24 protein-coding genes and 1 tRNA gene are annotated in these 24,733 nt (G+C 52.1%); 14 read left to right on the plus strand and 11 right to left on the minus strand.

Features of this window, described 5'->3' with window-relative positions; translation table 11 throughout:
• Positions 1-10: 10 nt before the first annotated feature.
• The 5 genes from ACOQPM_RS14735 (at position 11) to ACOQPM_RS14755 (ending at position 5,733) form a co-directional block, all read left to right on the plus strand.
• Complete coding sequence (locus tag ACOQPM_RS14735; RefSeq protein ID WP_420630024.1) at positions 11-883, plus strand: sulfotransferase family protein; 873 nt, start codon at positions 11-13, stop codon at positions 881-883.
• Between the two features lie 93 nt (positions 884-976).
• Positions 977-2,488, plus strand: a complete 1,512-nt coding sequence (locus ACOQPM_RS14740) for a lipopolysaccharide biosynthesis protein (protein ID WP_420630025.1) — start codon at positions 977-979, stop codon at positions 2,486-2,488.
• A 107-nt stretch (positions 2,489-2,595) separates the two neighbouring features.
• Positions 2,596-3,759 (plus strand): glycosyltransferase family 4 protein, encoded by a 1,164-nt coding sequence (locus ACOQPM_RS14745; RefSeq protein ID WP_420630026.1) that lies wholly within the window; start codon positions 2,596-2,598, stop codon positions 3,757-3,759.
• Positions 3,752-4,873 carry a tRNA-ribosyltransferase family protein gene (locus ACOQPM_RS14750; protein WP_420630027.1) on the plus strand — a complete coding sequence of 374 codons (1,122 nt, stop codon included), beginning with the start codon at positions 3,752-3,754 and terminating at the stop codon, positions 4,871-4,873. Before ACOQPM_RS14745 ends, ACOQPM_RS14750 begins: the two co-directional genes overlap by 8 nt.
• 53 nt (positions 4,874-4,926) lie before the next feature.
• Positions 4,927-5,733 carry a 16S rRNA methyltransferase gene (locus ACOQPM_RS14755; protein ID WP_420630028.1) on the plus strand — a complete coding sequence of 269 codons (807 nt, stop codon included), beginning with the start codon at positions 4,927-4,929 and terminating at the stop codon, positions 5,731-5,733.
• A 4-nt stretch (positions 5,734-5,737) separates the two neighbouring features.
• Here the strand turns inward: ACOQPM_RS14755 and ACOQPM_RS14760 are convergent, their stop codons facing one another.
• The 7 genes from ACOQPM_RS14760 to ACOQPM_RS14790 all read right to left on the minus strand — a co-directional run bounded on the left by ACOQPM_RS14760 (position 5,738) and on the right by ACOQPM_RS14790 (position 12,917).
• Positions 5,738-6,751, minus strand: coding sequence for a pentapeptide repeat-containing protein (locus ACOQPM_RS14760; protein ID WP_420630029.1), 1,014 nt, complete (start codon positions 6,749-6,751; stop codon positions 5,738-5,740).
• 260 nt (positions 6,752-7,011) lie between these two features.
• A complete protein-coding gene (locus ACOQPM_RS14765; protein ID WP_420630539.1) occupies positions 7,012-7,740 on the minus strand; it encodes an NAD(P)-dependent oxidoreductase in 729 nt (242 codons plus the stop codon).
• A gap of 73 nt (positions 7,741-7,813) precedes the next feature.
• Positions 7,814-8,728: an SPFH domain-containing protein gene (locus ACOQPM_RS14770; RefSeq protein ID WP_420630030.1), complete on the minus strand. Its 915-nt coding sequence runs from the start codon at positions 8,726-8,728 to the stop codon at positions 7,814-7,816.
• Positions 8,725-9,720: an SPFH domain-containing protein gene (locus ACOQPM_RS14775; RefSeq protein ID WP_420630031.1), complete on the minus strand. Its 996-nt coding sequence runs from the start codon at positions 9,718-9,720 to the stop codon at positions 8,725-8,727. Before ACOQPM_RS14775 ends, ACOQPM_RS14770 begins: the two co-directional genes overlap by 4 nt.
• Positions 9,721-9,903: 183 nt before the next feature.
• Positions 9,904-10,473 carry a VanZ family protein gene (locus tag ACOQPM_RS14780; protein WP_420630032.1) on the minus strand — a complete coding sequence of 190 codons (570 nt, stop codon included), beginning with the start codon at positions 10,471-10,473 and terminating at the stop codon, positions 9,904-9,906.
• Positions 10,474-10,532: 59 nt separating this feature from the next.
• Complete coding sequence (locus ACOQPM_RS14785) at positions 10,533-12,716, minus strand: M23 family metallopeptidase (protein WP_420630033.1); 2,184 nt, start codon at positions 12,714-12,716, stop codon at positions 10,533-10,535.
• Positions 12,717-12,843: 127 nt separating this feature from the next.
• A tRNA-Val gene (locus ACOQPM_RS14790) sits at positions 12,844-12,917 on the minus strand.
• 198 nt (positions 12,918-13,115) lie between these two features.
• On the opposite strand from ACOQPM_RS14790, the gene ACOQPM_RS14795 reads away from it, so the two are divergent.
• From ACOQPM_RS14795 to ACOQPM_RS14830, 8 genes are all read left to right on the plus strand, one after another.
• Positions 13,116-14,420: an SPFH domain-containing protein gene (locus ACOQPM_RS14795; RefSeq protein WP_420630034.1), complete on the plus strand. Its 1,305-nt coding sequence runs from the start codon at positions 13,116-13,118 to the stop codon at positions 14,418-14,420.
• Positions 14,417-15,751 (plus strand): SPFH domain-containing protein, encoded by a 1,335-nt coding sequence (locus tag ACOQPM_RS14800; protein ID WP_420630035.1) that lies wholly within the window; start codon positions 14,417-14,419, stop codon positions 15,749-15,751. The genes ACOQPM_RS14795 and ACOQPM_RS14800 overlap by 4 nt, the downstream gene beginning before the upstream one ends.
• Positions 15,748-16,911, plus strand: coding sequence for a hypothetical protein (locus ACOQPM_RS14805; RefSeq protein ID WP_420630036.1), 1,164 nt, complete (start codon positions 15,748-15,750; stop codon positions 16,909-16,911). Before ACOQPM_RS14800 ends, ACOQPM_RS14805 begins: the two co-directional genes overlap by 4 nt.
• A 57-nt stretch (positions 16,912-16,968) precedes the next feature.
• Positions 16,969-17,898 carry a carbohydrate kinase family protein gene (locus tag ACOQPM_RS14810; protein ID WP_420630037.1) on the plus strand — a complete coding sequence of 310 codons (930 nt, stop codon included), beginning with the start codon at positions 16,969-16,971 and terminating at the stop codon, positions 17,896-17,898.
• Complete coding sequence (locus ACOQPM_RS14815; RefSeq protein WP_420630038.1) at positions 17,891-18,520, plus strand: hypothetical protein; 630 nt, start codon at positions 17,891-17,893, stop codon at positions 18,518-18,520. Before ACOQPM_RS14810 ends, ACOQPM_RS14815 begins: the two co-directional genes overlap by 8 nt.
• Positions 18,517-19,182 carry a diacylglycerol/polyprenol kinase family protein gene (locus tag ACOQPM_RS14820; protein WP_420630039.1) on the plus strand — a complete coding sequence of 222 codons (666 nt, stop codon included), beginning with the start codon at positions 18,517-18,519 and terminating at the stop codon, positions 19,180-19,182. Before ACOQPM_RS14815 ends, ACOQPM_RS14820 begins: the two co-directional genes overlap by 4 nt.
• 66 nt (positions 19,183-19,248) lie before the next feature.
• A complete protein-coding gene (locus ACOQPM_RS14825; RefSeq protein ID WP_420630040.1) occupies positions 19,249-19,926 on the plus strand; it encodes an HAD family hydrolase in 678 nt (225 codons plus the stop codon).
• Between the two features lie 67 nt (positions 19,927-19,993).
• On the plus strand, positions 19,994-20,650 hold the full coding sequence (locus tag ACOQPM_RS14830; protein WP_420630041.1) for a sulfite oxidase heme-binding subunit YedZ: 657 nt from the start codon (positions 19,994-19,996) through the stop codon (positions 20,648-20,650).
• A 1-nt stretch (position 20,651) separates the two neighbouring features.
• Here ACOQPM_RS14830 and ACOQPM_RS14835 read toward each other — a convergent pair whose 3' ends face one another.
• From ACOQPM_RS14835 to ACOQPM_RS14850, 4 genes are all read right to left on the minus strand, one after another.
• Complete coding sequence (locus ACOQPM_RS14835) at positions 20,652-21,173, minus strand: TrmH family RNA methyltransferase (RefSeq protein ID WP_420630042.1); 522 nt, start codon at positions 21,171-21,173, stop codon at positions 20,652-20,654.
• 107 nt (positions 21,174-21,280) lie between these two features.
• Positions 21,281-21,904, minus strand: a complete 624-nt coding sequence (locus ACOQPM_RS14840) for a ribonuclease HII (RefSeq protein WP_420630043.1) — start codon at positions 21,902-21,904, stop codon at positions 21,281-21,283.
• A 105-nt stretch (positions 21,905-22,009) separates the two neighbouring features.
• A complete protein-coding gene (locus tag ACOQPM_RS14845; protein ID WP_420630044.1) occupies positions 22,010-22,789 on the minus strand; it encodes a dolichyl-phosphate beta-glucosyltransferase in 780 nt (259 codons plus the stop codon).
• Between the two features lie 37 nt (positions 22,790-22,826).
• Positions 22,827-23,909 (minus strand): glycosyltransferase family 2 protein, encoded by a 1,083-nt coding sequence (locus ACOQPM_RS14850; protein ID WP_420630045.1) that lies wholly within the window; start codon positions 23,907-23,909, stop codon positions 22,827-22,829.
• 55 nt (positions 23,910-23,964) lie between these two features.
• Between ACOQPM_RS14850 and ACOQPM_RS14855 the strand changes: the two genes are divergently transcribed.
• Positions 23,965-24,516 (plus strand): transposase, encoded by a 552-nt coding sequence (locus ACOQPM_RS14855; protein WP_420630046.1) that lies wholly within the window; start codon positions 23,965-23,967, stop codon positions 24,514-24,516.
• The last annotated feature ends 217 nt before the right edge of the window (positions 24,517-24,733 follow it).

The raw sequence follows: 24,733 nt of genomic DNA on the forward strand, positions 1-24,733 counted from the left end.
TATGAACAGGATGCCAACATTTTTAATCATCGGGGCGCACAAGTCTGGCACGACCTCGCTTTATCATTACCTAAACGAGCATCCGCAAGTTTTTATGAGTCCGGTTAAGGAAGCACACTTTTTTTCTTTTATCGGCCATCCGCTTAACTTCACAGACCCCGGTTTCGATCCCAAAAAATTACGGGCAGCAACCAATATCGAGGCATATCAAGCTCTTTTTCAACAAGCTGGCAATGCGGTTGCCATTGGGGAGGCTTCGCCTTCGTATTTGTATATGCCAGAAACGGCCGTTAACATTCACCACCATCTACCAGGCATTAAACTAATCGCCATTTTGCGCCACCCAGCAGACCGAGCGTATTCAAACTTTTTACATTGCCGCGCCAGAACCCCAGAGGAACCTTTAGTAGATTTCGCCGCTGCTTTGCAGGCCGAACCACGCCGGATTACCGAAAATTGGTCCCCGCTTTGGCATTATCAGCAGAAAGGGTTTTACTTTCAGCAGCTTCAACCTTACTTTCAGTTGTTTGCTCGTGAGCAGATTGGCATCTTTTTGTATGATGATTTGATAGCAAACTCACTAAAAGTAATGCAAGAGATTTACCACTTTTTGCAAGTTGATCCAACGTTTATGCCCGATTTGTCTAAAAAGCATAACGTTTCCGGGGTTCCTAAAAACAAACTGTGGCGTTTTGTGAGAGAGAATTTGCAGTGGAGCAAATACATGCTTCCCAGCAAAATCCAGCAGAAAATCAAGAAAAACGTTTTAAACAGGCCGCCCTTTCCGCCAGCACTCCGTCAGCAGCTCATGGTGCTGTACCGGGATGATATTTTGCAATTGCAGGAACTAATTCAGCGCGATTTAACACACTGGCTCACATAAGCGCTTGAAAGAAGTCGCAGAGGAAAAAGAGAAAAGAGAGAATTTGAGGCACATCTCAAAAAATTCTGTGAACTCTGTGGCCAAAATCTGTCAATGGACGAAGAACAGTACGATCTCAAGAAAAATATCAACACAAAGCTGACAATGGTTTCTGGTACTGGCTGGCGGGGCAGTGCCGAGGCCTTTCGCATTGCTTGGACAGCCATCGTCGTTTTGATTTTGGCCTCTATCCTTGATCCTATTGCCTTTGGCCTCATTGGCATGACCGATGCGCTGGTGCAGTTCTTCAATGTGTTCATGACGATGGGCTTTGATTCGGCCATTATTCAGCAGGAAAAAGTTAACAACAGGATTTTGTCTACTTTGTTTTGGCTGAATCTTCTGTTGGGTGTGGTGCTGGCGGGTGTGGGCACGGCCGTTTCACCCCTGCTCAGTTGGTTTTACCAAGATAACCGGGTTGGCCCGATTTTCATTGCCCTCTCCATGACATTTATCTTGCAGAGCTTTGCCGTTATCCAGCGTGGCCTGCTTGCCCGCAAAATGGCCTTCCGTTCGTTGGCAATTGTAGACATCCTGGCAACAATTATCTCGTCGCTGTTTGCCATCATTGTTGCCCTACGCGGCGGCTCTTACTGGAGCCTGGTCGTGCTGCAATTAGGCAAACACGCCGTCATGTCGCTTGGCTACTGGCTCAGTTCTCCGTGGCGGCCACAGCGCCTCTTTGATTTAAGCACCACCATGCCCAGTGTGCAGTTTAGCGGCAACATTCTCCTCTATAACCTTCTCAACTTCATCGCCACCCGCTCCGATATTATTTTGGTCGGCAGATTGCTAGGCCCAGAACAAGCCGGTTTTTACCTGCTAGCCAACCGCCTCATCATGACACCCGTTGGCCAGGTTCTCAACGTCATCATGCAGACCCTCTACCCCATTTTGTCTGCCCTCCAAACCGAAATTGCAAAAGTTCGCGAAACCTATATTAAGGTTGTTGTAGCAACATTTTCCGGTTTGGCTCCCGCCATTTTGGTGGCGGGCATTGTAGGCACGCTGCTAATTCCTTACTATCTTGGTGAGCAATGGGGAGCATTGGTTCCCATATTTTTGGTTTGGTGCTTTGGTGCTTTGCAGCGTATTGTCATGTCCAGATTGAGCATTCTTTATTTGTCTATGGGTCGCCCAGATTTGCAATGGAAATACCAACTTGTGTCTACGCCCGTCATCATTTTGGCGCTGGTATTCGGTGTACGGCAGGGCGCATTGGGGGCGTCCATTAGCTACAATCTGGCGCAGTTTTTTACATCCTTTCTCTCAATTTACCTTGCTTTTTCTTTAATTGATTTGGGAATGGGAGCGTACTTCAAACGTTTCCGCTACAGTCTGGCTGCTTTACTGGTTGCCCTTGCTGTGGGTACAGGGTTTCTCTATGGCGTTGGGCAGTTTGCTTGGCATCCGTTGCTGATTAGCGGGCTGATTGGCCTGGGTACGCTGGCTGTTTACGCGTTGGTTCTCTATCTGTTGGACCCGTTCGCCCGCCAACTGTGGGCCGATGCGCGTTCCTGGCTACCAAAACGGGCTTCGTTGTGTAAAAGCGGGAAAGAAATTTGAAATAAGCAGAGCCGTTTCTCCCGCTTTTACTTGAGCAAACCACAGAGAAATCACACGGCGGTTTTCAAGATATTTTCTGTGGTTTGCAGAATGTGGTAAATTCTTTTATGAAATATGCGTTTATTGCCAGCGATTTTATGCCAAAAGTGGGGGGGATTTCCCAATTTATCTATGGCCTTATATCGCAGCTACCCCCGGAGCAGGTGGTGGCCATTGCGCCGCCCACGCCCGGTTGGGAATCTTTTGATGCCCGGCAAGGATTCCCCATTTATCGCTTGTTGGCTCAGAAGGCATGGGCGCAATCTGTACGAAATACCAAATGGATGCTGCCTCAGTTTTTTTTGCAGCTAAGAAAGTTGCCAGATGTAGACCTAGTTGTTTGTGGGCATGGCACCCTCTCGCTGATGTTGGCAGCTTACTTAAACAAAAAACGTCGGGGAACGCCGTTTGCTGTGTTTTTGCATGGCCTGGACTTTTTAGGCGTGAACGGCCGTCCGCAATGGCCAATTTACAAGCTGCTGCTGCAATCTGCCGATATGGTGTTCCCCAATAGTTCAATGATGAAAACGGCCGTTCATCAATCCACCAATGTTCACCCCGACAAGCTGCACCTGATTCACCCCTGCATCATGGAAAACGAGCTTCAGGTGACAGTTTCGCCAGACACGCTGCGCCAGGAGTTGGGTCTGGAAAATAAGTTTGTTCTTTTGACCGTTGCGCGGTTGACCAAAGCAAAAGGGCTGGATACCGTTATTCGGGCATTGCCAGAGGTGATAGCAACCATTCCCCAGGCGCATTACCTGGTGCTTGGCGATGGGCCAGCCGGGCCGGACCTAGAAGCTCTGGCTGAAGCGTATAAAGTGCGCTCAAACATTTCGTTTTTGGGGGCTAAAGCACATGCCGAAGTGGCCAATTTTTTGGCAATGAGCGATCTTTTTGTGATGACGCCGCACAAAAATCCTGATACAGTCAATGTGGAGAGCTTTGGCATCGTTTACCTGGAAGCCAATTTTCTAAAGCTGCCCGTTGTGGCTAGCGCGGCTGGCGGCATTCCAGATGCTGTGAAGCATGAAGAAAGTGGCCTGTTGGTTGCGCCAGGGCAGCCAACGGAACTTGCCAAAGCAGTTATTCGCCTGTGGTGGGACGATGGCTTGGTGCAAAGATTAGTAGCTTACGGTTATGAGCGTGTGTTACAACAATTTACCAGCGCAGCGGTTGCCCGCCGGTTTCAGCAAGCGGCAACTCACGGATTGAAAGGCTTAAATGATTAGAGGACTCAGGTTGCCGCACGGCACGCTTCAACTGCCCGCTTTTCTGCCTGATGGCACCCAGGGCGTGGTGCGAACGCTGGATGCCCGCGATTTGGAAGATGTCCACATTCAGGCAGTGCAGATGAATGCGTTTCATCTTATGCAGCGCCCAGGCTCCTCGACCATTCAGGCGTTGGGCGGCCTGCATCAGATGGCGGGTTGGCAACGGCCGATTTTCACCGATTCTGGCGGTTTTCAAATCTACTCACTTTTGCGGCAAAACGCGAAGAGCGGCTCGATTAGCGACAGGGGTGCCACTTTCCGCCCCGACGGTTCTGATCGCAAATTTAACCTGACGCCAGAAAAGAGCGTTCAGCTTCAGCTCAGTTATGGCTCTGATGTGGTCATTTGCCTGGACGACTGTACCCATGTGGATGACCCACTGGCCGAGCAGGAAAAATCGGTGGCGCGGACGGTGCAGTGGGCGGCTCGCTGCAAGGCGGAGTTTGAGAAGATTGTGACACAGCGAGAGCTTGGTGAGGGGGAACGGCCGTCTCTCATTGCCGTCGTCCAGGGAGGAGCAGAACCCAGCCTGCGCCGCCACTGTGCCGAGCAACTGCTGGAAATTGGCTTCGACGGCTACGGCTACGGCGGCTGGCCCCTGGACGCCAACGGCAATCTGCTCACAGAGATGTTGGCTTACACCCGCGAACTGATTCCAGATAAATTTACGCTGCACGCACTCGGTGTGGGGCATCCAGCCAATGTGGTGCTGTCTGCCCGCATGGGCTACAACATTTTTGACAGCACCATGCCCACCCGCGACGCGCGACACGGCCGTCTCATGATCTTCACGATTGATCCGCGCAATGACCGTCTAGACGAAGCGGGCGATTTCTTTCGATACATTTACGTCAAAGACAAAAAGCACGTCAAAGCCAGCCTGCCCCTCTCCGAATTTTGCGACTGCCTCACCTGCACCCGCTACAGTCTGGGCTACTTGCATCATCTCTACACGCTCAACGACGTGCTCTACCAGCGGCTAGCTACGCTCCATAATCTGCGCTTCATGACCCAACTTATGGCGAATCTGCGTCAGGAAATTACAAAACAGGACGCTGATCTCCCTGATTGACCTGATAAAAAAGATCAGGGAGATCAAGATGATCTGCGTTCTATTCTTTCAATATGTCAGAGGAATTTCTGGAACTGTTAACTGAACAGGTTTTGCGAGGGGCCAAATACCGGGAGATTACGCCGGGTTTGGTGCGGCGAATTGGGGCGCAGGAGCTGGCCAAGCGGCGTTCTTTTAAAGAAGCGGTGAAGGCGACGAAGAACAAGCTGCATCAGGTGGGAGGCGCGTACCAGCAAACTAAAATTAACTATGAAAAAAGTTTGGAAATGCTGCGGGAAACGGCCGTTTCCCACCCCAACTTCCGCACCACCTGCCACCAACTCATGCAGGCTCACGCTTCCACCCGTGAACGCCTGTCCATCCTGGACGAATTTTACACCACCATCCTGGCCGACTTGCCACCTGTTCGTACTGTACTGGATTTGGCCTGCGGGCTAAACCCCTTGATGTACCCCTGGCTACCGCTGCCAGAAGATGTGCAGTTTACGGCCGTAGATATCTACAGCGACATGCTCACCTTTATTCAGGACTTTTTTGAGATTGCGGGCGTGAACGGCCGTACCCAACAGCGCGACATCATTGGCAACCCTCCTACCGAAAAGTACGACCTCATTTTGCTGCTGAAAACGATCCCCTGCCTGGAGCAGGTGGATAAGCTGGCTGGGGAAAAGTTGGTGGACGGGTTGAACGGCCGTACCCTGCTCATTAGCTACCCCACCCAAAGCCTGGGGGGGCGTGGCAAGGGGATGGTGGAGAACTACGCACAGCAGTTTGAAAGGTTGGCAAACGGCCGTAACTGGCAGGTGCAGCGTTTTGACTTTGCCACCGAACTCGCTTTTTTGGTGCAAACGGAGCAATAAACCGCTATATTGCCCCCCGACCTACATTGATGCAACCTGCATCTTCTGGTGAAAACCCTTCAGGCCAAACGGTATGCTCGTTGTAGCGCGCTCCGGTCAAATCCGCGCCATCCATAATCGCATCTGTTAGCTTGGCCCAACCCAGGCGCGCCCGTTGTAAACTGGCCCCTGTCAAATCTGCCTGAGACAAATCCACCCAGTTCATATCCGCTTTAGCCAAGTTTGCTCTCACCAGGCTGGCATTTTGCAAAACCGCACCGTTTAACGTTGCCCCTGCTAAATCAGCCTCTCTCAAATTAGACTTCGTCAGGATAGAGCCAATCAAATTAGCACCGCTTAAATTAGCTCCTTGCAATTGGCTATTGCTTAAATCTGCCCATGCTAGGTGCGAGCCTTCAAAATTGGTCTCCACCAGGTAACTTGCGTGCAGCTTGGCTCCTTGCAAATCTACCCGAGACAAATCGCTGTAAGACATATCGGTAAAGCTGAGAATCGTTTCAGTCAGATCAAATGCTTCTTCATCTGCGTGAGACAGAAAAATCTCGCGCATTTCTTTTGCCCAAGCGCGAATGGCGTCCCAATTTCGGTAATCTCCGTGTGGTCCACCTGTAATAATGGCACGTCGCTGAGGGTCTAGCGAGCCAGCAAAAAGCCCCAGGCCAATTGGGTTAACGTCTGGCACTAAATTGAGAACTGGCTTCATGTAATCTAGCACCGTGTCTCGGCTCTCTTTGCTATCTTCAATCATGGTGAGGCAAGTAGTAAAGTAGGCAACAAGCTTTTCTGGCAAAGCCTCTTGGATACGCTCAACACAGGCAACTGCTTCTGGTAACCAGCGGCCAATGCGAATAGAGCTGCCAAGAATAATGCCGTGATAAATGCTGATGTTTTCCACTTGGCTAGCCTCTTGCACATTGATTTTCAATCCATCCCCTTCAATTTCGGCCGCAATTGCCTCAGCAACCTCACGCGTAGAGCCACTGCCGCTGGCATATGCCACTAAAATTCGTTTGGTCATCAGTTGCTCCTCTGAAAATTATGAATTATGAAGGATGAATGAAAATGCTGATTGCAAATTCAAATGTGTAAACTATACGATCCCCGGCATGGTTCATCAACTGGCAAAAATTTCTGACAACTATTTTTACAAAAATTGCAAGGTTCGTTTGTTATGCTAATTCATCGGGAAGAAGAGGGCATTCTCAGATGCTGAGTTTTGAAATGGATAGCATCTGAGAATGCTCATTGGTGATGTCATAATTGAACTTGTGGCATCATTTATTCTGCTTCCTGATTGTAAAGAACAGGCATTTGTCCTTGCCATTGTTGCCAAAGCTCATCCCCTGTAACTAACTCGGCCATAAAATGAGCGACATTAATTCTGCTTGTTTTGCCTGGATCAAAGATGGCGCTGCGAATGGGCGAGGGATGTATCTCATAACGGCTTACCGCGTTTTCATCAATCAAGCTGTCTGGGCGAACCGCAACCCATTCAATTGAGCGATCATTTTGGCCAATTTCTCGCCGTAGATAATCAGCAGCTTTCTCATTGTCTCGCTGTGGCGGAAGCAATAGTCGGAGAAGCCCAGTGACTGCTTTCTCTGAGAAAGAATGTTGTTCGGGAATGTCTCGGTTACGGTTACCGGTTGTGTTCATCAGGACATACCGAACAGGCTCAGCAGGCTCGTTGGCTTTGATTGCCTGACAAAGACGGCGGGCTGCATCGGTAACCAGCAGACGGGGCTGGCCGTAAATCCCTTTAAAGTTTAAATTGTGGCCTAAGCAAGAGGCAACGGCCGTACACCCCCGCACAAGCTCAACCATCTCCGCATCACTTAAATCGAGAATGGCTGCCTGGATCACGGTTAAATTTTCGCTGTTTCGTACCGCCTGCGGTAGTTTTTCTGGGGAGCGCACCACTGCCTTAACACTTTTTCCACGACTGAGTAACTGCTCTACCAACAACCGCCCCGTTGCCCCAGTGGCACCAACAACCAGAATCGTCATCATTTCCCTCGCTAACTAATGTTAAGCACCCAAAACCCTTATGGTTTCTACCAGACAAACTGCGTAGCATGAGTTACTCAGTCTCATACAAAGCCGTCTCCGCCCCCATCATTTGCCTTATAAAATCATTGCCCTCTGGGATGAGCGTGATGCGCGTACCGTCCTTGAGCATATTTTCTGTTTCCAGAATCTCAAACATGGCTTGTGCCACTTCCGGGTCTGAATTGATTTCACTCAGTGCGTCACCCACAATTTGTGGCCGCATTGCCTGCGCTTTGGCAAACTCAATCGCCGCCCGTCGCTCGGCCGAATTGGTGATAATGCTCACCCGGTTGGTGCCATCCTGCCGAATGGCCGACGTGACTTGGCGCAGCCGATTGACAACCTTCTCCTCAATTTGCTGAATCATGGCCCGATCCCGGAAATGCACCTTGCGAATGTAAACAGAACCGAGCTGGTAGCCCCACTCTTCCGATTTGGGCGACACCTCGGCACGGACGGCACGGCTCATCGTGTGGCGCGTTTCCAACATGCCATCCAGCGGCATGTTGCTCAGGGTGCGTACCGTAGCGTTGCTCACGTTCGCCGCCAGCGAGCCTGCTGGATCGCTGTTTTTGAACAGATACGCCACCGGATCGCTAATCTTCATCTCGTACCAAACGCCAATGCCCATCGGCGCACCCTCTTCCGAGTTGACCGGGAGGCTGCGTAAATACCGTTGATCCAGACGCATGTCTAAAATGTGTCGCTTGCCCAGCGTGTTTACCAGCAAGGCACTCAGCCCCATCTTGAGCCACAAAAAGTAAAGCCCCGGCTCTTCCAGCACGCCCACCACATTACCAAACAGGGTATAAACGTGCGCCGTGCCTTCCTTCACAATGGCATACACGCCAAACAGGCGCAAGAAGAAGCGAAAAATCGGTTCAGCAATCAAAAAGAACAGGAAGAAGCCAAAAGCAGCGGGGAAAATCAGGAGAAAATCGTTCATTTGTCTACCTCCAGAATGACGTTTTCGGCTTTGGTGTAGAGGCTCAACCGCACATTTCGCAGGTACGCTTGCAGGGCTTCTGGCCCTTTTTGTTTAATCATGGCCAACTGTTCGGCCAGCGAATTGAGCGGCTCCACTTCTGCTTGGGCGCGCAGGGTTTCGATTTCGACGGCTCGTTTGGATTGCACAATAGTTTGGTCTGCTTGTGCTTTAGCCAAGCTGATGTCTGAGGAGACTTCGTTGTGGGCGGTGTTGATGGCTGCCAGCGCAGATTCCACCTCGTGGGGCGGATCAATGCCGGTGATGAGCGAGGCGTCCAAATCTACACCGTAGCGGGCAGCGGCCGAAGCGCATTCCTGCTCCATGAAGGTGTTGATTTCATTGAGATTTTTGCGTAAATCATTGATAGAAACGCCGCCAATAAGTCCGGCATCCAATTCCACATCTTCCTCATCAACCAGCGTAGAGTTGGGTGATTCAAAACTGGCGATGCGCTGGCGCAAAATGGCAATGAAGTAGCCCATCACATGAACCACTGGGTTTTTGACGCCGAACAGGTAAGCATACAGGTTACGCTCGCTGGGCTGGTAGCGTATTTGCCCCGTCAGCCCGATGTTGAGCTGGTCTTTGGTAACGGCATCCAGGATGGTACCGTTGTGGTTGGCGGTGGGGGTTTCTAAATCAAGAGCCATGTTGATGGTTTCAGTGGCCACGGAGATTTTATGAACTTTTTCCCAGGGCCAGCGGAAGTAGGGGCCGCCCGGCTTGATCACTTCTACCAGCGGGTAAATGTACCGTTCTTTATCTTTTTCGTTGAGCGCTTCTGCGATGGGGTCTTCGAGGGTGGTGCCTTTGCCCAGGCGGACGGCACGGCCGAATCTAGTTTTCACGGCGCGTTCGTTTTGGTCTACGGTGTAGAAGCCAAAGATGACGTAGCGCAGGAAAAACCAGCCGAGGAAGCCCAGGATGAGACCGGGAATAATCACATTCATAAGAAAATTCTCCTGTTTGTCAGAAGTTCAACTTTTGTCAAAAGTTGAACTTCTCTGGGTGGACTGTCGTGTTTGCGTAAGTCCTGCTGTGTTTAGGATGGTTATTAAGAGTTTGTTGCTTGCATCATAATGGATTTTGGGGATTGTGGGAAGCAAAAAAGTACAGCGGAAAGAAATGTGTGGTTATGGTTGCTTTATTCGCGCCGATACCCAGCGGCGCACAGTGATGAGTAACCACCTTGCACCAATTATCATGACGGCGGCGACTGTGTTGAAAAAGATATCACGAATGTCAAAAACGCGATTGGGCAGGATTGCTTGAATGATCTCATCCAGAAATCCGAGGAAAAAGGAGATGATGAGTGCGAGGAGAGCGGGGTTGGCGTGGAGACGGCCGTTTCCCTTCCGTTCAATGAGTGCTTCATGAACAAGTGCCGCTACCAAACCATACTCAAACAGATGGGTGCGCTCTTCCAACGTGCCGATTCTAAGCCACGCCGTCACATAAATGATTAGAACGCCCACCCCCACGGCAATCTCAGCACGACCTGGACGACTTCTGATGAAAAGGATGGCAACCACCACCATCGCTACAAAAAGCGCAAAAAACATGTTGTCTCTAAGGCGGCTTTGCTCGCGCAATGCTTCTGCGACAATAGGTGCGTACCCTAACGTAGCGTAAATACCTACCAGGACGATACCCAGTGCAATCCAGAGCCGACGTTCTCGTATTGAACTAAAGATAGCGTTCATATTTGTTTGGGGAGATTAAAGCAACTTCCAGTCTCTAATGTCCAGATCCCAATCTCTTATTACAGCTTTTTAATTGCGTTTAGAATGGATGGCTTGTTGTGCAGTTCCCAATCGTCAGCCGTGAAGCGGTAGAAGATGACGCCGTTGATGGGGATGAGCGCGTTTTCATTGTACGCTATGAAGTGGGCGGCGGCGCGGCGCACCCACTTAGCCCCCTGGTTTTCCTGCCAGCCCAGCGTGCGGTTGTCGTTGTGCCGCTGCGGGTTGACCTCAGTGGCGATGACGGGCAGCGTCCAGAACCGCTCTGGCACGACGGCCAGCAGCGGCTGGTACGATTTCAGATGCAAAAATTGCCAGCGCAGCGGATCGTTGGTGAATTTAGCGTCGCTGTCTACGTTGTTGGGATTGCTATCCTGCGTTTTGGGGTGCACGGTAATGAAGTCGGTGCCTGTCAGGTTGTTGAGAACCCGCTGCCAATAGTCACGACTGTCGCTGCCGGGGCCAAAGTAGGGGTCAATGGCCTGCACGCCCAGCCGCACCCCGGCTGGCTTGCGCCGCCAAACGTCGTTATAGGCTAGCGCGTACTGTTCTGGTTTGATTTTCTCGCCGTGGACGCCGCCGGGGAACTCTTGGGGATTATTGGTCTCATTGCCAAAAATGAAGCCCCAGACCCCCTTGCTGCGGCGCATGGTTTCTACGCAGGCGTCCAGGTAGCGTTGGTGGTCGGGGGAATTGGAGGCCGGCTGGTTGCCTTGCGGGTGAAAGCCGTAGTTGAGCCGGATGAGCATTTTGATGCCTGCCCGCTCGTATTGGGTCATATCTTGCGGGGCGGCGTTGGTGCCCAGCCCAATGGCATGTAGCGCCCAGCCTTGCATCCCGTTGCGCTTCATCCAATCCGCTCCATCCAGGTTGTGCATGCCGAAAGTAACGGCCGTATCCACCCGGCGAATCGCATCTTTCGGCACAGCTACCGGGTAATAATCCTGGTTTCTACCTCCCAGCAGCCGCATAACGGTTCCATGATTAACGCGCCCCAGCTTTGCCTTGAAAGAACCTGGCTCAGCACGTAGGTTGATAAAGGTGCTATGGACGCGAGCCACCATCCCCTTCTTTTCAATGCTGCTGGCAAATGCCCAGCCAGACACCAACTCTCCAGTTGGTGCAGGCCAACCAGCCTGCAAATGAATTAGGTAGGGTTCCGGGTCAATCAGGTCGAATGGCTGCGGCGTTTCTTTGCGCTGCGTTGCCCCATCCAGGTAGAGGCTCAAGTGTAGGTGGCTGCCCAGATGAGGCTGTGTGGGCGTTGGCTTGGGAATCACGTTGCCGGTGCTGTCGGCAATGCCGATGAGCTGCCCACCCTGTACAAAATCGCCCACCTTTACTTTCGCTTCTTTTAAATGAGCATACGCCGTGCGATAGCCGTCTGAATGCCGCAGGTAAACGGCCGTTCCATATGGATGTTCACTATCTTTATTGGCATCCCGCACCTTGTACACCGTCCCATTCGCCACAGCAAAAACTTTGGACTCAAAGGGTGCCACAATATCAATTCCCTCATGCCCCACAAGCGGGGGGGCGTAATTTTGCGGATTCTTCAAAAACTTTTGGGTGATGCTGGTATGCTCCGTCGGCCAATGAGTGAAGATAAAGCTGCCGCCACTGACAGTTTCTGGCCCGGAAAACCGCTGCGACTCAAATTTGATGCCCCGCTGGCGCAGCCAGGCAAAAATGTCGCCGCTCCACCGCTTGCCAGACCAAACCACCACTTTGCTGCTGTCGTCCCCAGCAAACATGAGGGCGTGGACTACGTCTGCACTGTAGGTAAAGGCAGAGCGAGTGGGATGCAGCGTTTTTGTTACCTGCTTGAGCTCTGGCAGGGTGGTGTCCTGGGGCAGCAGGTGAATGGTGTGCTGGATGCGGAGCGGCAGGGTGCGCGCTCCGGGCTGGCTCACATGCCCCGCCACGCTACTGCCGTCGAATTTACGTGCCTGGGTGCCAATGCCCCGCCGGTGTAGCCAGTTAAAAATGGCACCATCTGCTCCCCACCGTTCCCCAGCCCAGGCCACGACGACGCTGTTGTTATTACCTGCATGTGCCACGGCTTGCGCGGCATCGGCACTGTAGGTAAAGGCGGAGCGGTTAGGGTGGAGCAGGGTGACGGCTTTGTCCAGTTCGGCCAGACTGGTGGCCTGGGGTAGCAAATGAATGGTGTGCTGAATGGGGGAAGGCTGGGTAACGGGCATGGGCTTCTCCTAAGAATTCAGTTGGTGTACAAGTTGAGGAATACGAGGAATATGATAGCAGAAACGGCCGTTTCCCCCCAAACCCTTGCTCACTTAACAAAAAAGGTCGCCAGCGGCGACCTCTGTGTGGGCGGTATTGGACTCGAACCAACGACCTCTACGATGTCAACGTAGCGCTCTAACCAGCTGAGCTAACCGCCCTGACGAATGCAAATTATACCTACCTTTACAAGCGCGTCAAAGTTCACATAATGCTGTAATTGGATTAGAGATGCGATTTCTCGATCCCCTACATTTGGGTTTTGGACGTGCAGAAATCGCATCTCTGTTTACCAAGTGCAAAAGTTACCATAAAGTTTGTTGCCGCTTGAATTGGCCCTATGGTATAGTTGCCTCACAATGGCACCCAAACCAAACGAACGCAAAGAATGGGGGATAATTGGACTGTTGCTGGCTCTGCTGGTGCTGTTACCCATTGCCGCCTTCTTGCGTGATACTCAAGGGACGCGACATTCTTGGTTTGGTGCCTTTAGCTGGCTGCTTTTTATCGGCCTCACCTTTGTGCTGCTCCTCATTTATTATGCCCAATTTGTTTCCCCGCTGCGTGGCGAGGAAGGCTGGATTGCTGGCTTTTTATTGCTGCTGCAAGCCTATGTAAAAGTGGGCGAGGATCGGCTGGATTTTGATAGGGTTGACAAAAGCAAGAAGAAAAAGTCGAAAGCTCGCAGCGAAGTGGACAAATTGCCATCCAGCCTGAAGAGCCTGAATGCGGGCTTTATTCGTGGCTACCAGGTGTTGGCCATTACCAAAGGGAGTAGCTATGTGCGTCCGGCCGGGCCAGGGTTTGTGGTGTTGTACAAGGGGGAGCAAATTTGGCGGGTGATTGATTTACGGCCGCAGCGACGCAGCCAGCCAGTCAAAGCCAAAACGCGGGACGGCATTCCCATCGAAACAAGCGTCTGGGTGATGTTCCAGGTGCGGCGTGCAGATGGGGGGGATGATGACGATTTGCTTTACCCCTTCGATCGTGAGGCGATTTTCCATGTGAGCTATGATGAAACGGTGGATGAACAGGGTCAGCGGCGACCCTGGACGGCACAGCTTACCCCACCGGCAGCAGCAATTTTGGCCAATGAAATTCCCAAATATAGCCTAGATGAGCTGACCAACGCAGTGGATGGTGTGGCTCCGCTGGAAGCGATTAAGCAAACGATTACCCGCTATTTACAGCGCACTTTTTTTTCTAGAGGAATTGAGGTTCTTGCTGTTGGCGTAGGCGGGCTAACGCTGCCAAAAGGGGTGCGCGATCAGCACTTTTTAACCTGGCAGGCGGAATGGCTGCGTAAAATCCAGGCTGAAAATGCGACCGGAAATGCGGAGGCGTTGCGGCGGATGCGGCAGGCGCAGGCGCGGGCGCAAATCGAGATTATTGAAAATATTACCCACAGCATCGAGACGATGCGCCAGGAAGAAGATGCGGATTTATCGCAGATTATTGTGCTGCGGATGATCGAGGCGTTGGAAGATGCGGTGTCGGCAGGGTCTGTGCAGGCGTTGGTACCGCAGCAGATCATCGCGGGGCTGGTGGGGGATGCGTCGCGGCAGATGCAGTCATGGGTGTCGCCACCAAAGGTGCGGCGGGTGAAGGTGGATCCACCAAGCCTGAGCAGCGGCGAGTTTGATAAGTTGGAGGGGGGTGAATGAGCGCGCAACGTCTGAATCGTCGCCCCCTGGTAAATAGTTGGTATCCGTACTTCTTGGGGTTTATGCTGCTGATGCTTTGGGGGTACGCTTTGTACATTGAGCGAGTGGATGTTGTTAAGGTCATTGAGTGGCTCAATGCACAGCAATTGGGCGTTTTGACAACGATACCATTTGTGCCTCAACTACTTAGTTTCTTTCATTGGAAAGTGCTACGCCACATTATCCCTGTAGCCGTGGGTGCTTATTTTGCGTATGATGCAGCCGTCGTTCTGGTAAAAATATTGTACGATTTGCCGGATCGCGCAGGTGCCAGCCGCTTTTTGAGCCGCTTGCTTACAACTGGGATTGGAACGGTCAACCCCCCAGAAATTACGCCAACTACCCTGGTTGATGAGCGAAACGACTCTGTGCTGCTGCGCGTGGGTGGGCCGGGGCAGGTGAAGGTGCCCACTGGGCATGTGATGGTGACGGAGTTAAACGGCCGTTTCCACCAAATCTTGGCTGCAGGTAAACACAAGCTGGAGCGGTATGAATATATCCACGCCGTGCTCGATTTGCAGCCACAGCAGCGCATTCTGGACGAGTTTGCCGCTTACTCCCGCGATGGGCTGGAACTGCGCGTCGGCCTGAGCATTATTTACCGTATTAAAGCAGGCAGTGAGCCTGCTACCCGCGAAAACCCCTGGCCTTATGACGAAACGGCCGTTCGCACCGCCGCCTACGTGCAAACTGTTCTGGACGATAAAGGCACCGTTGGCACTTGGGAAGACACCCCCATCAACATGGCCAAAGGCACCCTTACCGCCATTTTGGCCGGGTTCCGGCTGGATGAAATCATGACCCCAGCCACGCCCGGCGAAGAACCGTACCGCACTTTGCGAAATGAGCTGCTGCGCCAGCTACGGCTCAAGTTGGATGGCATGGGGATTGATTTGCAAGCTGTGGGTATCCATCGCATTGATTTGCCCCCCGGTGTGACTGACCAATACATTGATTATTGGAAATCCCATTGGGAATCTCAAATGCTGCTCGACGTGATAGAAGGCCGCGCCACGGCCGAAGAAAAGATGGAAGTGGCCAAAGCAGAAGCAGAAATCATGATGATTCAGGCCATTCAGGAAGGAATTCAGCGGGCCAAACGAGAAGGTGCTACCGCACACATGGAAGAAGTGGTTGCCTTACGTTTGGTTGAGGCGTTGGAGAAAATGGCCCGCCGCTCTGAGCCATTGACCCCGTTGCCCAATGCGCTGATGGCCCAGTTAGACAATATGCGCCGCCAGCTTAGCGACGGCAATTACAATCCTCGCCTGCCTGGGAAGCCAATTGTATGAACGCAGAGAAGCCCCAGCAAGGCTATGACAACAACCCGCAGATCCGTACGGCCGTCAACCGCCTCACGGAACTGCTGGAATGGCTTCACCCCGATCCCAGCCCCGATGTGTTCACCGTGCGCGACTACCGCAATCGGTATCCTTTTACACGGCTAGGTGCATTGGCCACCGAGGATATTGACCGCTACCAGCGCATCAACCGCGCCATTGGTGACCACGTTCAGATTGGCTTGTGTGAATACCACATCGGCCTCATTTATTTGCACGAGGCGGCATTTCATGGCGCGGTGCAGCAGTTTGAGCTGGCTCGGCAGCAATGGTCGTTTGTGAGCCAGCCCGCAGGTGTGAGCTTGACGCATCTGGCACGGGCGGTGGCTTTAATGCTGTCTGACCATTACGAAGCGGCGTTGGTGAGCGTGGGGCGGGTAGAAACGTGGCTGGCACGAGCCCGCTTTGCCAAATCAATGCCCAGGGATGCCCGATTTGAAGAGAAAGTGACCGCGTACGTGGCGGAGCTGCAAGCCGCCCTGCGTAAGCTGATGGATGAACGGCCGAAAACAGAGAAATCTGCCCGTGACAAGCCGCAGGATGATCCTGAGCAAGAGCAGGGCGAAGAAGCCCATGAGGCACCCACGCAGCCAGATCCTGAAGCAGAAACAAAAGCTGAAGGGGAAGTGAACCCTGAAGCGGAGACACGGCCACCCATTGTGAATATCGGGCCAAACCTGCCAATTCTTCCTATACCTGGTCATCGCCAAACGACGGAGCGGTATGAGTGGTATGTGGTTGAGGTGCGCCCCGCCTCTGGCTTTATGCCAGAAATCAACTCTGGCGACTGGCTGCTGGTTGATATGCACCCGACGCTAGACGGGGATGTTCGGGGTACGGCGCAGCCAATTTTGGTCGTGAAGGATAGGCGGATTGAAGGTACAATTCTGGTACGGCCGTTAGAGCCGCGAGGGCGTCAGCGCATTTACTTGGCAACATTAGATAATTTTCCAACAGATGATTCTCCAACCGATTTCTGGCGAGATGCAGAGACAGGTACCGTCACCTTCTCGTCTGAGAAGGCCCACATTGACATCAATCGCAACGAAATTTTGGGCGTTGTGGTTGGTTTTTGGCGACCAATACTGAATTTTGAGCAAATACCTGCGTGATTTTAGCGTTCAGACTTTTGAAGTTTTTAAAACTTCAAAAGTCTCCGGATATGTGATATGGCAGAACAAATATTAGTTGTTGGCGCAATTCTGCTCGATTCGCGCGGCAAGCCAGATGCTGGTTTAGCACCGGAAACCTCGAATCCAGCCCAAATTCGGGTGACGCGCGGCGGCACAGCCCGCAACGTGGCCGAAAATCTGGGACGGCTGGGGGCTGACGTGCGTCTGCTGTCTGCGGTGGGGAACGACATGATGGGGCACCGTCTGTTGAGCCAAACGGCCGTTTCTGGCGTAGACATCGAACTGGTGCAAATCATTGATGGCGAGAACACGGGAGCGTACATCGCCGTGCTTGAAGAAAATGGCTCGCTGGCGGTCGCCCTGGACGATGTGCGGGTTCTGCGTCACATCACGCCCGGTTTTCTGGATCGCCACCGCAGCTTGTTTAAAGAAGCCGACATGGTGATGATGGACGGTAGTCTGACACCCGAGGCAATGGCAACCGTCGTGCGATTGTGCGAAAAGTACAACAAACCGCTCTGTGCTGATCCCTCTTCAGCGCGACTGGCTTATAAGTTACGGCCGTTTCTCAGCAAGCTCCATCTGGTCGTGCCTAACGAAGGAGAAGCCGCTGAACTGTGCGAAGTAGACTTTGACGGCCCCAACCCGGAAGCCAGCCTGGATTTGGCGCGCTGCCTGGTAGGTAAGGGCGTCGCCAACGTGGTGGTCACCCTGGCCAACTTTGGCCTCGATTACGCCACCACCCACGAAACAGGCTACATTCCCGCCAATTTTAGCGAGATGGTTGATTCATCCGGCACAGGGGATGCGGTAACAGCCGCCATTATGTTTGGCATGTTGAATGAGCTGCCTGCTATCGAAGCGATTCGCCTAGGAGCTGCTGCTGCTAGCCTGACATTGCAAACGGCCGAAACCGTTGTGCCCGGTCTCAGTTTGGACATGCTTTACGATCATTTGATTGTTTGAAGGTTTCTTCACAATGGTGCATAAACATGGTCAATATACTGGTGAATTTGGTGCTTGGTTAACTGGATTGATTCAAAAGAGAGTGCCTTTGCAAGGTTATCTAATCTTTTTTGATCATGGAGAAAATGTAGACTTTGCAAATGTGGGGGCAATAAAAGGTTTTTATGGGGAGCGAGTAACCAATCAAAACCGTCTGGCCGATATTGACGTGCTAATTGCCAACAATAAAGATGAAGCTGTGCTTCTGATTGAGATTGAAGAAAGAGCCATTTCACCAAAAAAATTACTTGGCGATATTTATGCCATTTTATTTTGCAATCGAGTTGCCATCAAAATTGGTGATAAACAAAAAAAGATTTCCATTTCGCCAAAGACACGATTGATAGTTGCAGGTATTGTGCCTTCTTCTGGTCAAAGACATTTCAAAATCCGCGATGTCATTCTGCCTTCTTCTGGTCAAAGACATTTCAAAATCCGCGATGTCATTCTGCCTCGAATGCGGCAGTTTGCCGTTCCGGCGGATGCTATTTCGCTGGAAAACATTTCGGTGATCAGTGGTGAATCATCATTGGATTTATTAAATAAGCTCAAAGAAGAAACAAAGCATTTACTACATTTATGAACAACTGGCTAGGATTAATTATCTGTTTTGTATATGTGTTTGCCATTATTGGCGGGGCCGAAGGGCTGCGACGCTGGCGCGGCTACGACAGTAGCTTTACTCGCAAAGTGATCCATATTGGCGTGGGGATGATGAGCTGGGCCTTGCACTTTCTGTTTGATACTCCCTGGTTTTTTGTCGTTGCTTGTGCCGCCTTCATAGTGATCAATTTACTCGATTGGCGGTATGGTTTTTTTGCGGCGATGGCCAGCAGCGACCGTTCTAATTTGGGCACTGTTTACTTTCCGTTTGCGGCTGCTATTGTGGCTATTTTGTTTTGGGAAACGCCGCCGCTGATGGTGGCCGCGCTGATGCCGCTGACGTGGGGGGATGGGATGGCACCGGTGGTTGGCAAAGCATACGGCCGTCGCCTTTACGCCGTCCATACCAGCACCAGGTCTGTTGAAGGGTCGCTGGGCTTTTTTGTGGGCTGTTTTATATTCACTTGGCTGGCGCTGTGGATGATGGGTGGCTCGCCCGATATTTCGCCAGTTGCTGCGCTATTGCCCGCACTCGTCATCACCGTTGCCACCACGTTGGTTGAGGCTATCTCAATTTGGGGTCTGGACAATCTGACGATTACGGCCGTTGCCATTCTAATCCTTCAAATTTGGCCGTTCTAAATGCAGTAATTGAGTCATTGGGTAATTACTCAGTTACCCAATGACCTAATTACCCAATTACTTCCTATGACTCAAATTCCCTTCTCCGAAATTCAGGCAATCCTGTTCGATATGGACGGAACGCTGATTGATACCGATGATGAAATGACAAAAAAGGTGGCGCGTTGGCTACGGCCGTTGCTCGGTGAACGTGGCAACCAACTTGCCCGCTGGATCATCATGAAAATTGAATCACCCGCTAACGCCCTCATCACCCTGGCAGACAAACTGCATCTGGATGAGCCGCTCAAATGGTTCACAACCTGGCGGTATTCGCGGCGTAAGGAGCCAATCGTGGGCAATTTTCACATCATCCCTGGCGTGTTAGAAATGCTGCATGCCATTCCCGAAAATTACCGCTTGGGCATTGTGACCACACGCAGCCGCCACCAAATTGAAGGCTTCTTGGCACAGGTGCCAGAGTTGGCTCCGCGCTTTGAAGTGACTTGCGGTTCGCAGGACACTCGTCGCCTTAAACCCCATCCATCCCCTATTCAGGAAGCCGCCCGGCGGCTAAATCTGCCTGAGACGGCTTGTGTGATGGTGGGCGACACGTCGGTAGATATGCACTCGGCGCGGCGGGCGGGGGCTTGGCGCGTGGGGGTGCTGTGTGGCTTCGGCAAAGAGCCGGAGCTGCGTCGCGCGGGTGCCCAGCTCATCCTCAACAGCACGGCCGATTTTGCCCAGCTTGTACAGCAAAAATGAAACCTTTCACCATTAGGCGGTGTATCTCTGACAAATGATTGTTGGGTTGGACAAGTGGAGATACGCAATGGTTTGGGTACAAAAACAAAAATGGTGGCTGTTGTTGAACTTGGTTGCAGCGGGAATTTTGGCTGTGGTCGTAACGCAAGGCAGTACCGATTTCAGCGCAGAGACATTTGATCCGCTGTTGGCGAGTGGCAAATGGGGCTTCCGTTTCTTGCTGCTTTCGTTGGCAATGACGCCGCTCAATCGCTATTTTGGCTGGCGTGAGGCAATTCGACTTCGCAAACCGGCTGGCTTATGGGCTTTTGGCTTTACGGCCGTTCACTTCCTCTATTACCTGATTGAATATCAATTGAACAGATTTGTCTGGCCTGTCCAGCTATTCATTTTTCTAGGCATCCTCGCTTTTGTTGTTCTCCTGGCGATGGCCGTGACCTCAAATAAAAGATCGATGCGCCGGCTGAAGCAGAATTGGAAGCGGCTGCATTGTCTTGTCTATTTAGCTGGCATTTTGGTGGGATTGCACGCCGTTCTGGCCACCTTTGGTAGTAAACGGATTTCGGTGCGCGAGCCAGACGTGTTGCCGGAACTGATCGTTTACGGTGTTTTGCTGCTTATTTTGCTAGCGCTTCGTCTGCCGCAAGCCTGGCGACTGTGGCAAAAAATGAGAGCCAGTTTCTGGCAACGGCCGTTTGCAACCAACGTGGGCAAAAACCAATGAATTACCTATGATGCAAAATGTGGTAAAGGACGATGCTGAACGCGACGTGGACGTTGAGTGAGAGCCCCTTGCCATACATCGGCAAGAAAACGGCCGCATCGCAGGCATTCAAGGTCGCTTTGGTGACGCCGTGGTCTTCATGCCCCAGCACCAGGCAGGTTTTTTGGGGGTAGGTGAAGGTGTGATAGGGAACGGCCGTATCCGAAAGCTCCACAGCCACGACGGTGTACCCTTCTTCTTTAAGCTGGTGAACGGCCGTAACCGGCTCTTTTTCATACCGCCACGGCACGCGCAAACTTTTGAACCGCCCAACTTTATCAATTGTTGGGTGGGGTGGCGTGGGGGTGATGCCCGTCAGCACTAGTTCCGTCAGGTTGGCACCATCTGCCACGCGGAAGATAGAGCCAACGTTGGCTGGGTACTCAATGCTTTGCAGCAATCCCACAATATCAAAATCCGGCTGGTTCTCTCGCCGATAATCCCGTAAAAAACGCTTTAACTCAGTGCCAATCAATGGTTTCATAACGCTCGTTATTCAAAATGCTTTTCCGCTTTTACCTATTTGCCCAAATCTACCAGATAAAATGAATTTCGTCTTGTTCTTTGTGATAAGTTCAGAATGATGCGGAATTAAATCAAGGGTTTGCGAATGGGAGCAAAGGAGTAACGATGCCGCAGGCAAGGGCCGTGCTTTTTGAGGGCGTCTCGGTGTTGCTGGGTGCCATACCCTTTATGTTGGGCAAAGCCGTAGTGGGGAAACTGGCTGTCTAGTTCAACCATCAGCCGATCGCGGGTGACTTTGGCCAGGATAGAGGCGGCGGCAATGCTGAGACTTTTGCCATCGCCACGCACAATTGATTTTTGGGGGATGTTGAGGTGGGGCAGGCGGATACGGCCGTCTATCAATAAAAATTGGGGCGCGGGGGTGAGTTGGGCAACGGCCGTTGCCATCGCCAAACGGTTGGCAGGCAGGATGCCAATTTCGTCAATGACCGAGGCGGGCTGCTGGCCGATGCCGAAGGTTATTGCGTGTTGCGTAATGCGTAGGTAGAGGGCTTCTCGCTTTTTAGCGGAGAGCGTTTTAGAGTCGTTTACTTCGCGAAGGAGGGTTTCGATTTGGTTGTTGAGCGGCAAGATGACGGCGGTTGCCACCACTGGGCCAGCCAGTGCGCCGCGTCCGGCTTCGTCTATTCCGGCGATGTGGGTGACCTGGTGTTGTTGGGAAACGGCCGTTTCCAGTGCCAAATTTGCCATTAGATCAAATCAAAGATTACGCAGATTTAACGAATTTTATTATCTGCGTAATCTGCGAAATCTGTTGATAAAAATCACTTTCATCGGACGATGCGTCCTGTTTGATTATTTTGGGGTGGGGTGGGGCTTGCCAGCCGCCTGCTGTTTTGCTTGCCGCGCGTAAACGCCCGTGAGCAGATTCCAGCGAATATGGACGGCTTCCCAAACGTTTTTGAGGTAATCTAGCTTCGTCACGTGCGTTCCGGCAGCATCTTGCCAATCGGCCGGAATAATTTTAATGTCGTAGCCAAAGCGACGCGCCAAAGCCAACGCTTCATCATCGTAGCTCCAACCGTTCATCTTTGCCACAGAGAAAATCTTGTTGGCGGCCGTGGCCGAAAATGCCTTGAAGCCACAGCGTGTATCCCAGATGCCCGGTACGACCAAAATTTGAATGAGCAGATTGCCCGCATTGCCCAAAAACCGTTTGTAAAATGGTTGAGGGCGAGCCTGGATTGCGCCTACAGCATCTTTGCCATCGCGGGAGCAAATAACCACACTGGCTCCTTTATCAAAAATCGGTTTCATCTGGTCAAAATGGCGCATGTCGGTGGAGTTGTCGGCGTCGGTGAAGAGGCGAATGTCGCCGCGCGCGGCCAGCATCCCCTGACGCACCGTGTATCCTTTGCCCATGTTTTGCTTGCGGTCTATCCAGCGGATATGCTCTTTGCCCTGGGCGAAGGTTGCCACAATGCGCAAGGTGTTGTCTGTGGGGCCGTCTAGCACAATGAGCAGCTCCCAACTGTAGGTTTGTTGGCTGAGGTAGCTGTAAACGGCCGTTAGCGTCTGGCCGATGCGCTTTTCCTCGTTGTAGGCTGGGATAATTACAGATAAATACGGTTTCATTTGCTCTTCCTGTTCCTTCGTCATCAGGGGAGCAATGTTACCCGTCGGCAGGGGTCTCGTCAACCGGGGTCAGGACGGCCGTTAGGGAATCGTCGTCTACCCGTCGGAGAGCTTGAATGTGGCGGCGTTTGGGCCACATTTTGAAGATGCCCCACAGTCCGGCGAGCTGTCCACGCAGGCGAGCCCGAGCCGCTTCACCCCGCCAGGCACGCAGGGCATCGCGGCTGATTGTGAGCTGGGCGAGCAAAATCTTTTGCCAATGGCGGCGCAGCAGGGTGGAGGGGTAATTTTTCCAGATGAGGTAGAGGAAATTACGGCCGTCATAATAGCTACCTGTTACCGATCCACCTGTGGCTTTGAGTTTGTGGTAGACAACGGCCGTTGGCACATAAAGCACCTGCCAGCCCGCCAACTGCGCCCGCCAGCCCATGTCTACATCCTCGCAGCTAAAGAAGAAATCATCATCGAGGAAGCCAATTTCCTCCAGCATCGCCCGCCGATACGCCGAAGAACCGCCACAGGCGCTAAAAACGGGCTCGATTTGGTTGAACTGCCCCACATCTTTTTGCCAAACGCCCCGGTTGCCGGGAATGCCGTCTACGCGGTAAAAATCTCCAGCTGTGTGGAAGGTGTCCCGCTGGTCGAACAGCAGCATTTTGCTGGCAACCATGCCCACCTGCGGATTTTGCTCAAACGCTTGCCAAACTTCGCGTAGCCAACTTTTCTCAACTTCGGTGTCGTTGTTCAGTAGGATGACAATTTCGCCCGTGGATGCTTCCCAGCCAGCGTTGCACGCGCCGGTGAATCCCCGATTTTGCCTCAGCTCAATCAGCGTTACCTCTGGGAACTGCTCACGCACGTATGCCTGCGAGCCGTCGCTGGAGCCATTGTCTACCAGTAGCACCTCATAATCGGTAAACGTTTGCTGCCGCAGCGAACCGAGGCAGTCGTCCAGGTGGTGTTTGCCGTTAAGGTGGGGGATAATGATGGATATTTTTTGCATTGGGCGGATTGTATGGGGAACGGCCGTTTCCATCAAAAATAGGTCGGGTAGGGGCGAGGCAGGTGGCCACGGTCCCCCAAATTTCGCCGTCTGAACCTCACCACCTGCCTCGCCCATTTACATCGCAAACCGCCTGGTCATTGCTACCGCATGTGTTGGTTAAAATTAGGTCATGTCGCGCCAATTTGATCCGAAAAAACATCACCGTCATTCGATTCGCCTGAAGGGGTGGGATTACGGTAGCGCAGGGCTGTATTTTGTCACAATTTGCACCCATACCCGCCAAAATCTGTTTGCCGATCCAAAATTGCATGAAATTGCCACGATGGCCTGGGATCACATTCCCCAACAGGAACATGCCAAACACGTCGTTTTGGATGAATCCATTTTGATGTGGGATCATACGCACGGCATCATCGGGTTGACCACGCCCGAAGGTGGGGAAGGCAATTTCACCACCTTGCAGCCCGGTTCGGTGGGGGCGATTGTGGGGAATTATAAAATGTTGGTTGCCAAGCGGGTGAAGGCGATGTTGAAGATGGGCGGTACCGATTTCAAGGTGTGGCAGCGCGGATATTACGAACGCATCATCCGCAATGAACGAGAATTAAACGCCATTCGCCAATACATTCAAGAAAACCCCATCCGCCACGCTGAAAAACGCGACAATCTAGACCAATTATTCACCAAAATGAATTACATCAACACCAAACAACACCGGTAGGGGCGAGGCAGGTGGCCACGATCTCCCAAAATTCGCCACCTGAACCTCACCACCTGCCTCGCCCATTTTACATTGCGAACCATATTGGGTATTGTGGCATTTGGGCGAGGCGATTGGATGGGTTGTTTTGTCGAAATTTGCAGGTTGGTTGCCAACCGCCTCGCCCCTACCGTAATTTTGGTTATGGCATAAAATAGGTGGCAGATGTTTTTGTAAT

Origin of the sequence: Candidatus Leptofilum sp. (assembly GCF_965223525.1) — a bacterium.
In the GTDB taxonomy this organism is placed as follows: Bacteria; Chloroflexota; Anaerolineae; order Promineifilales; family Promineifilaceae; genus Leptofilum.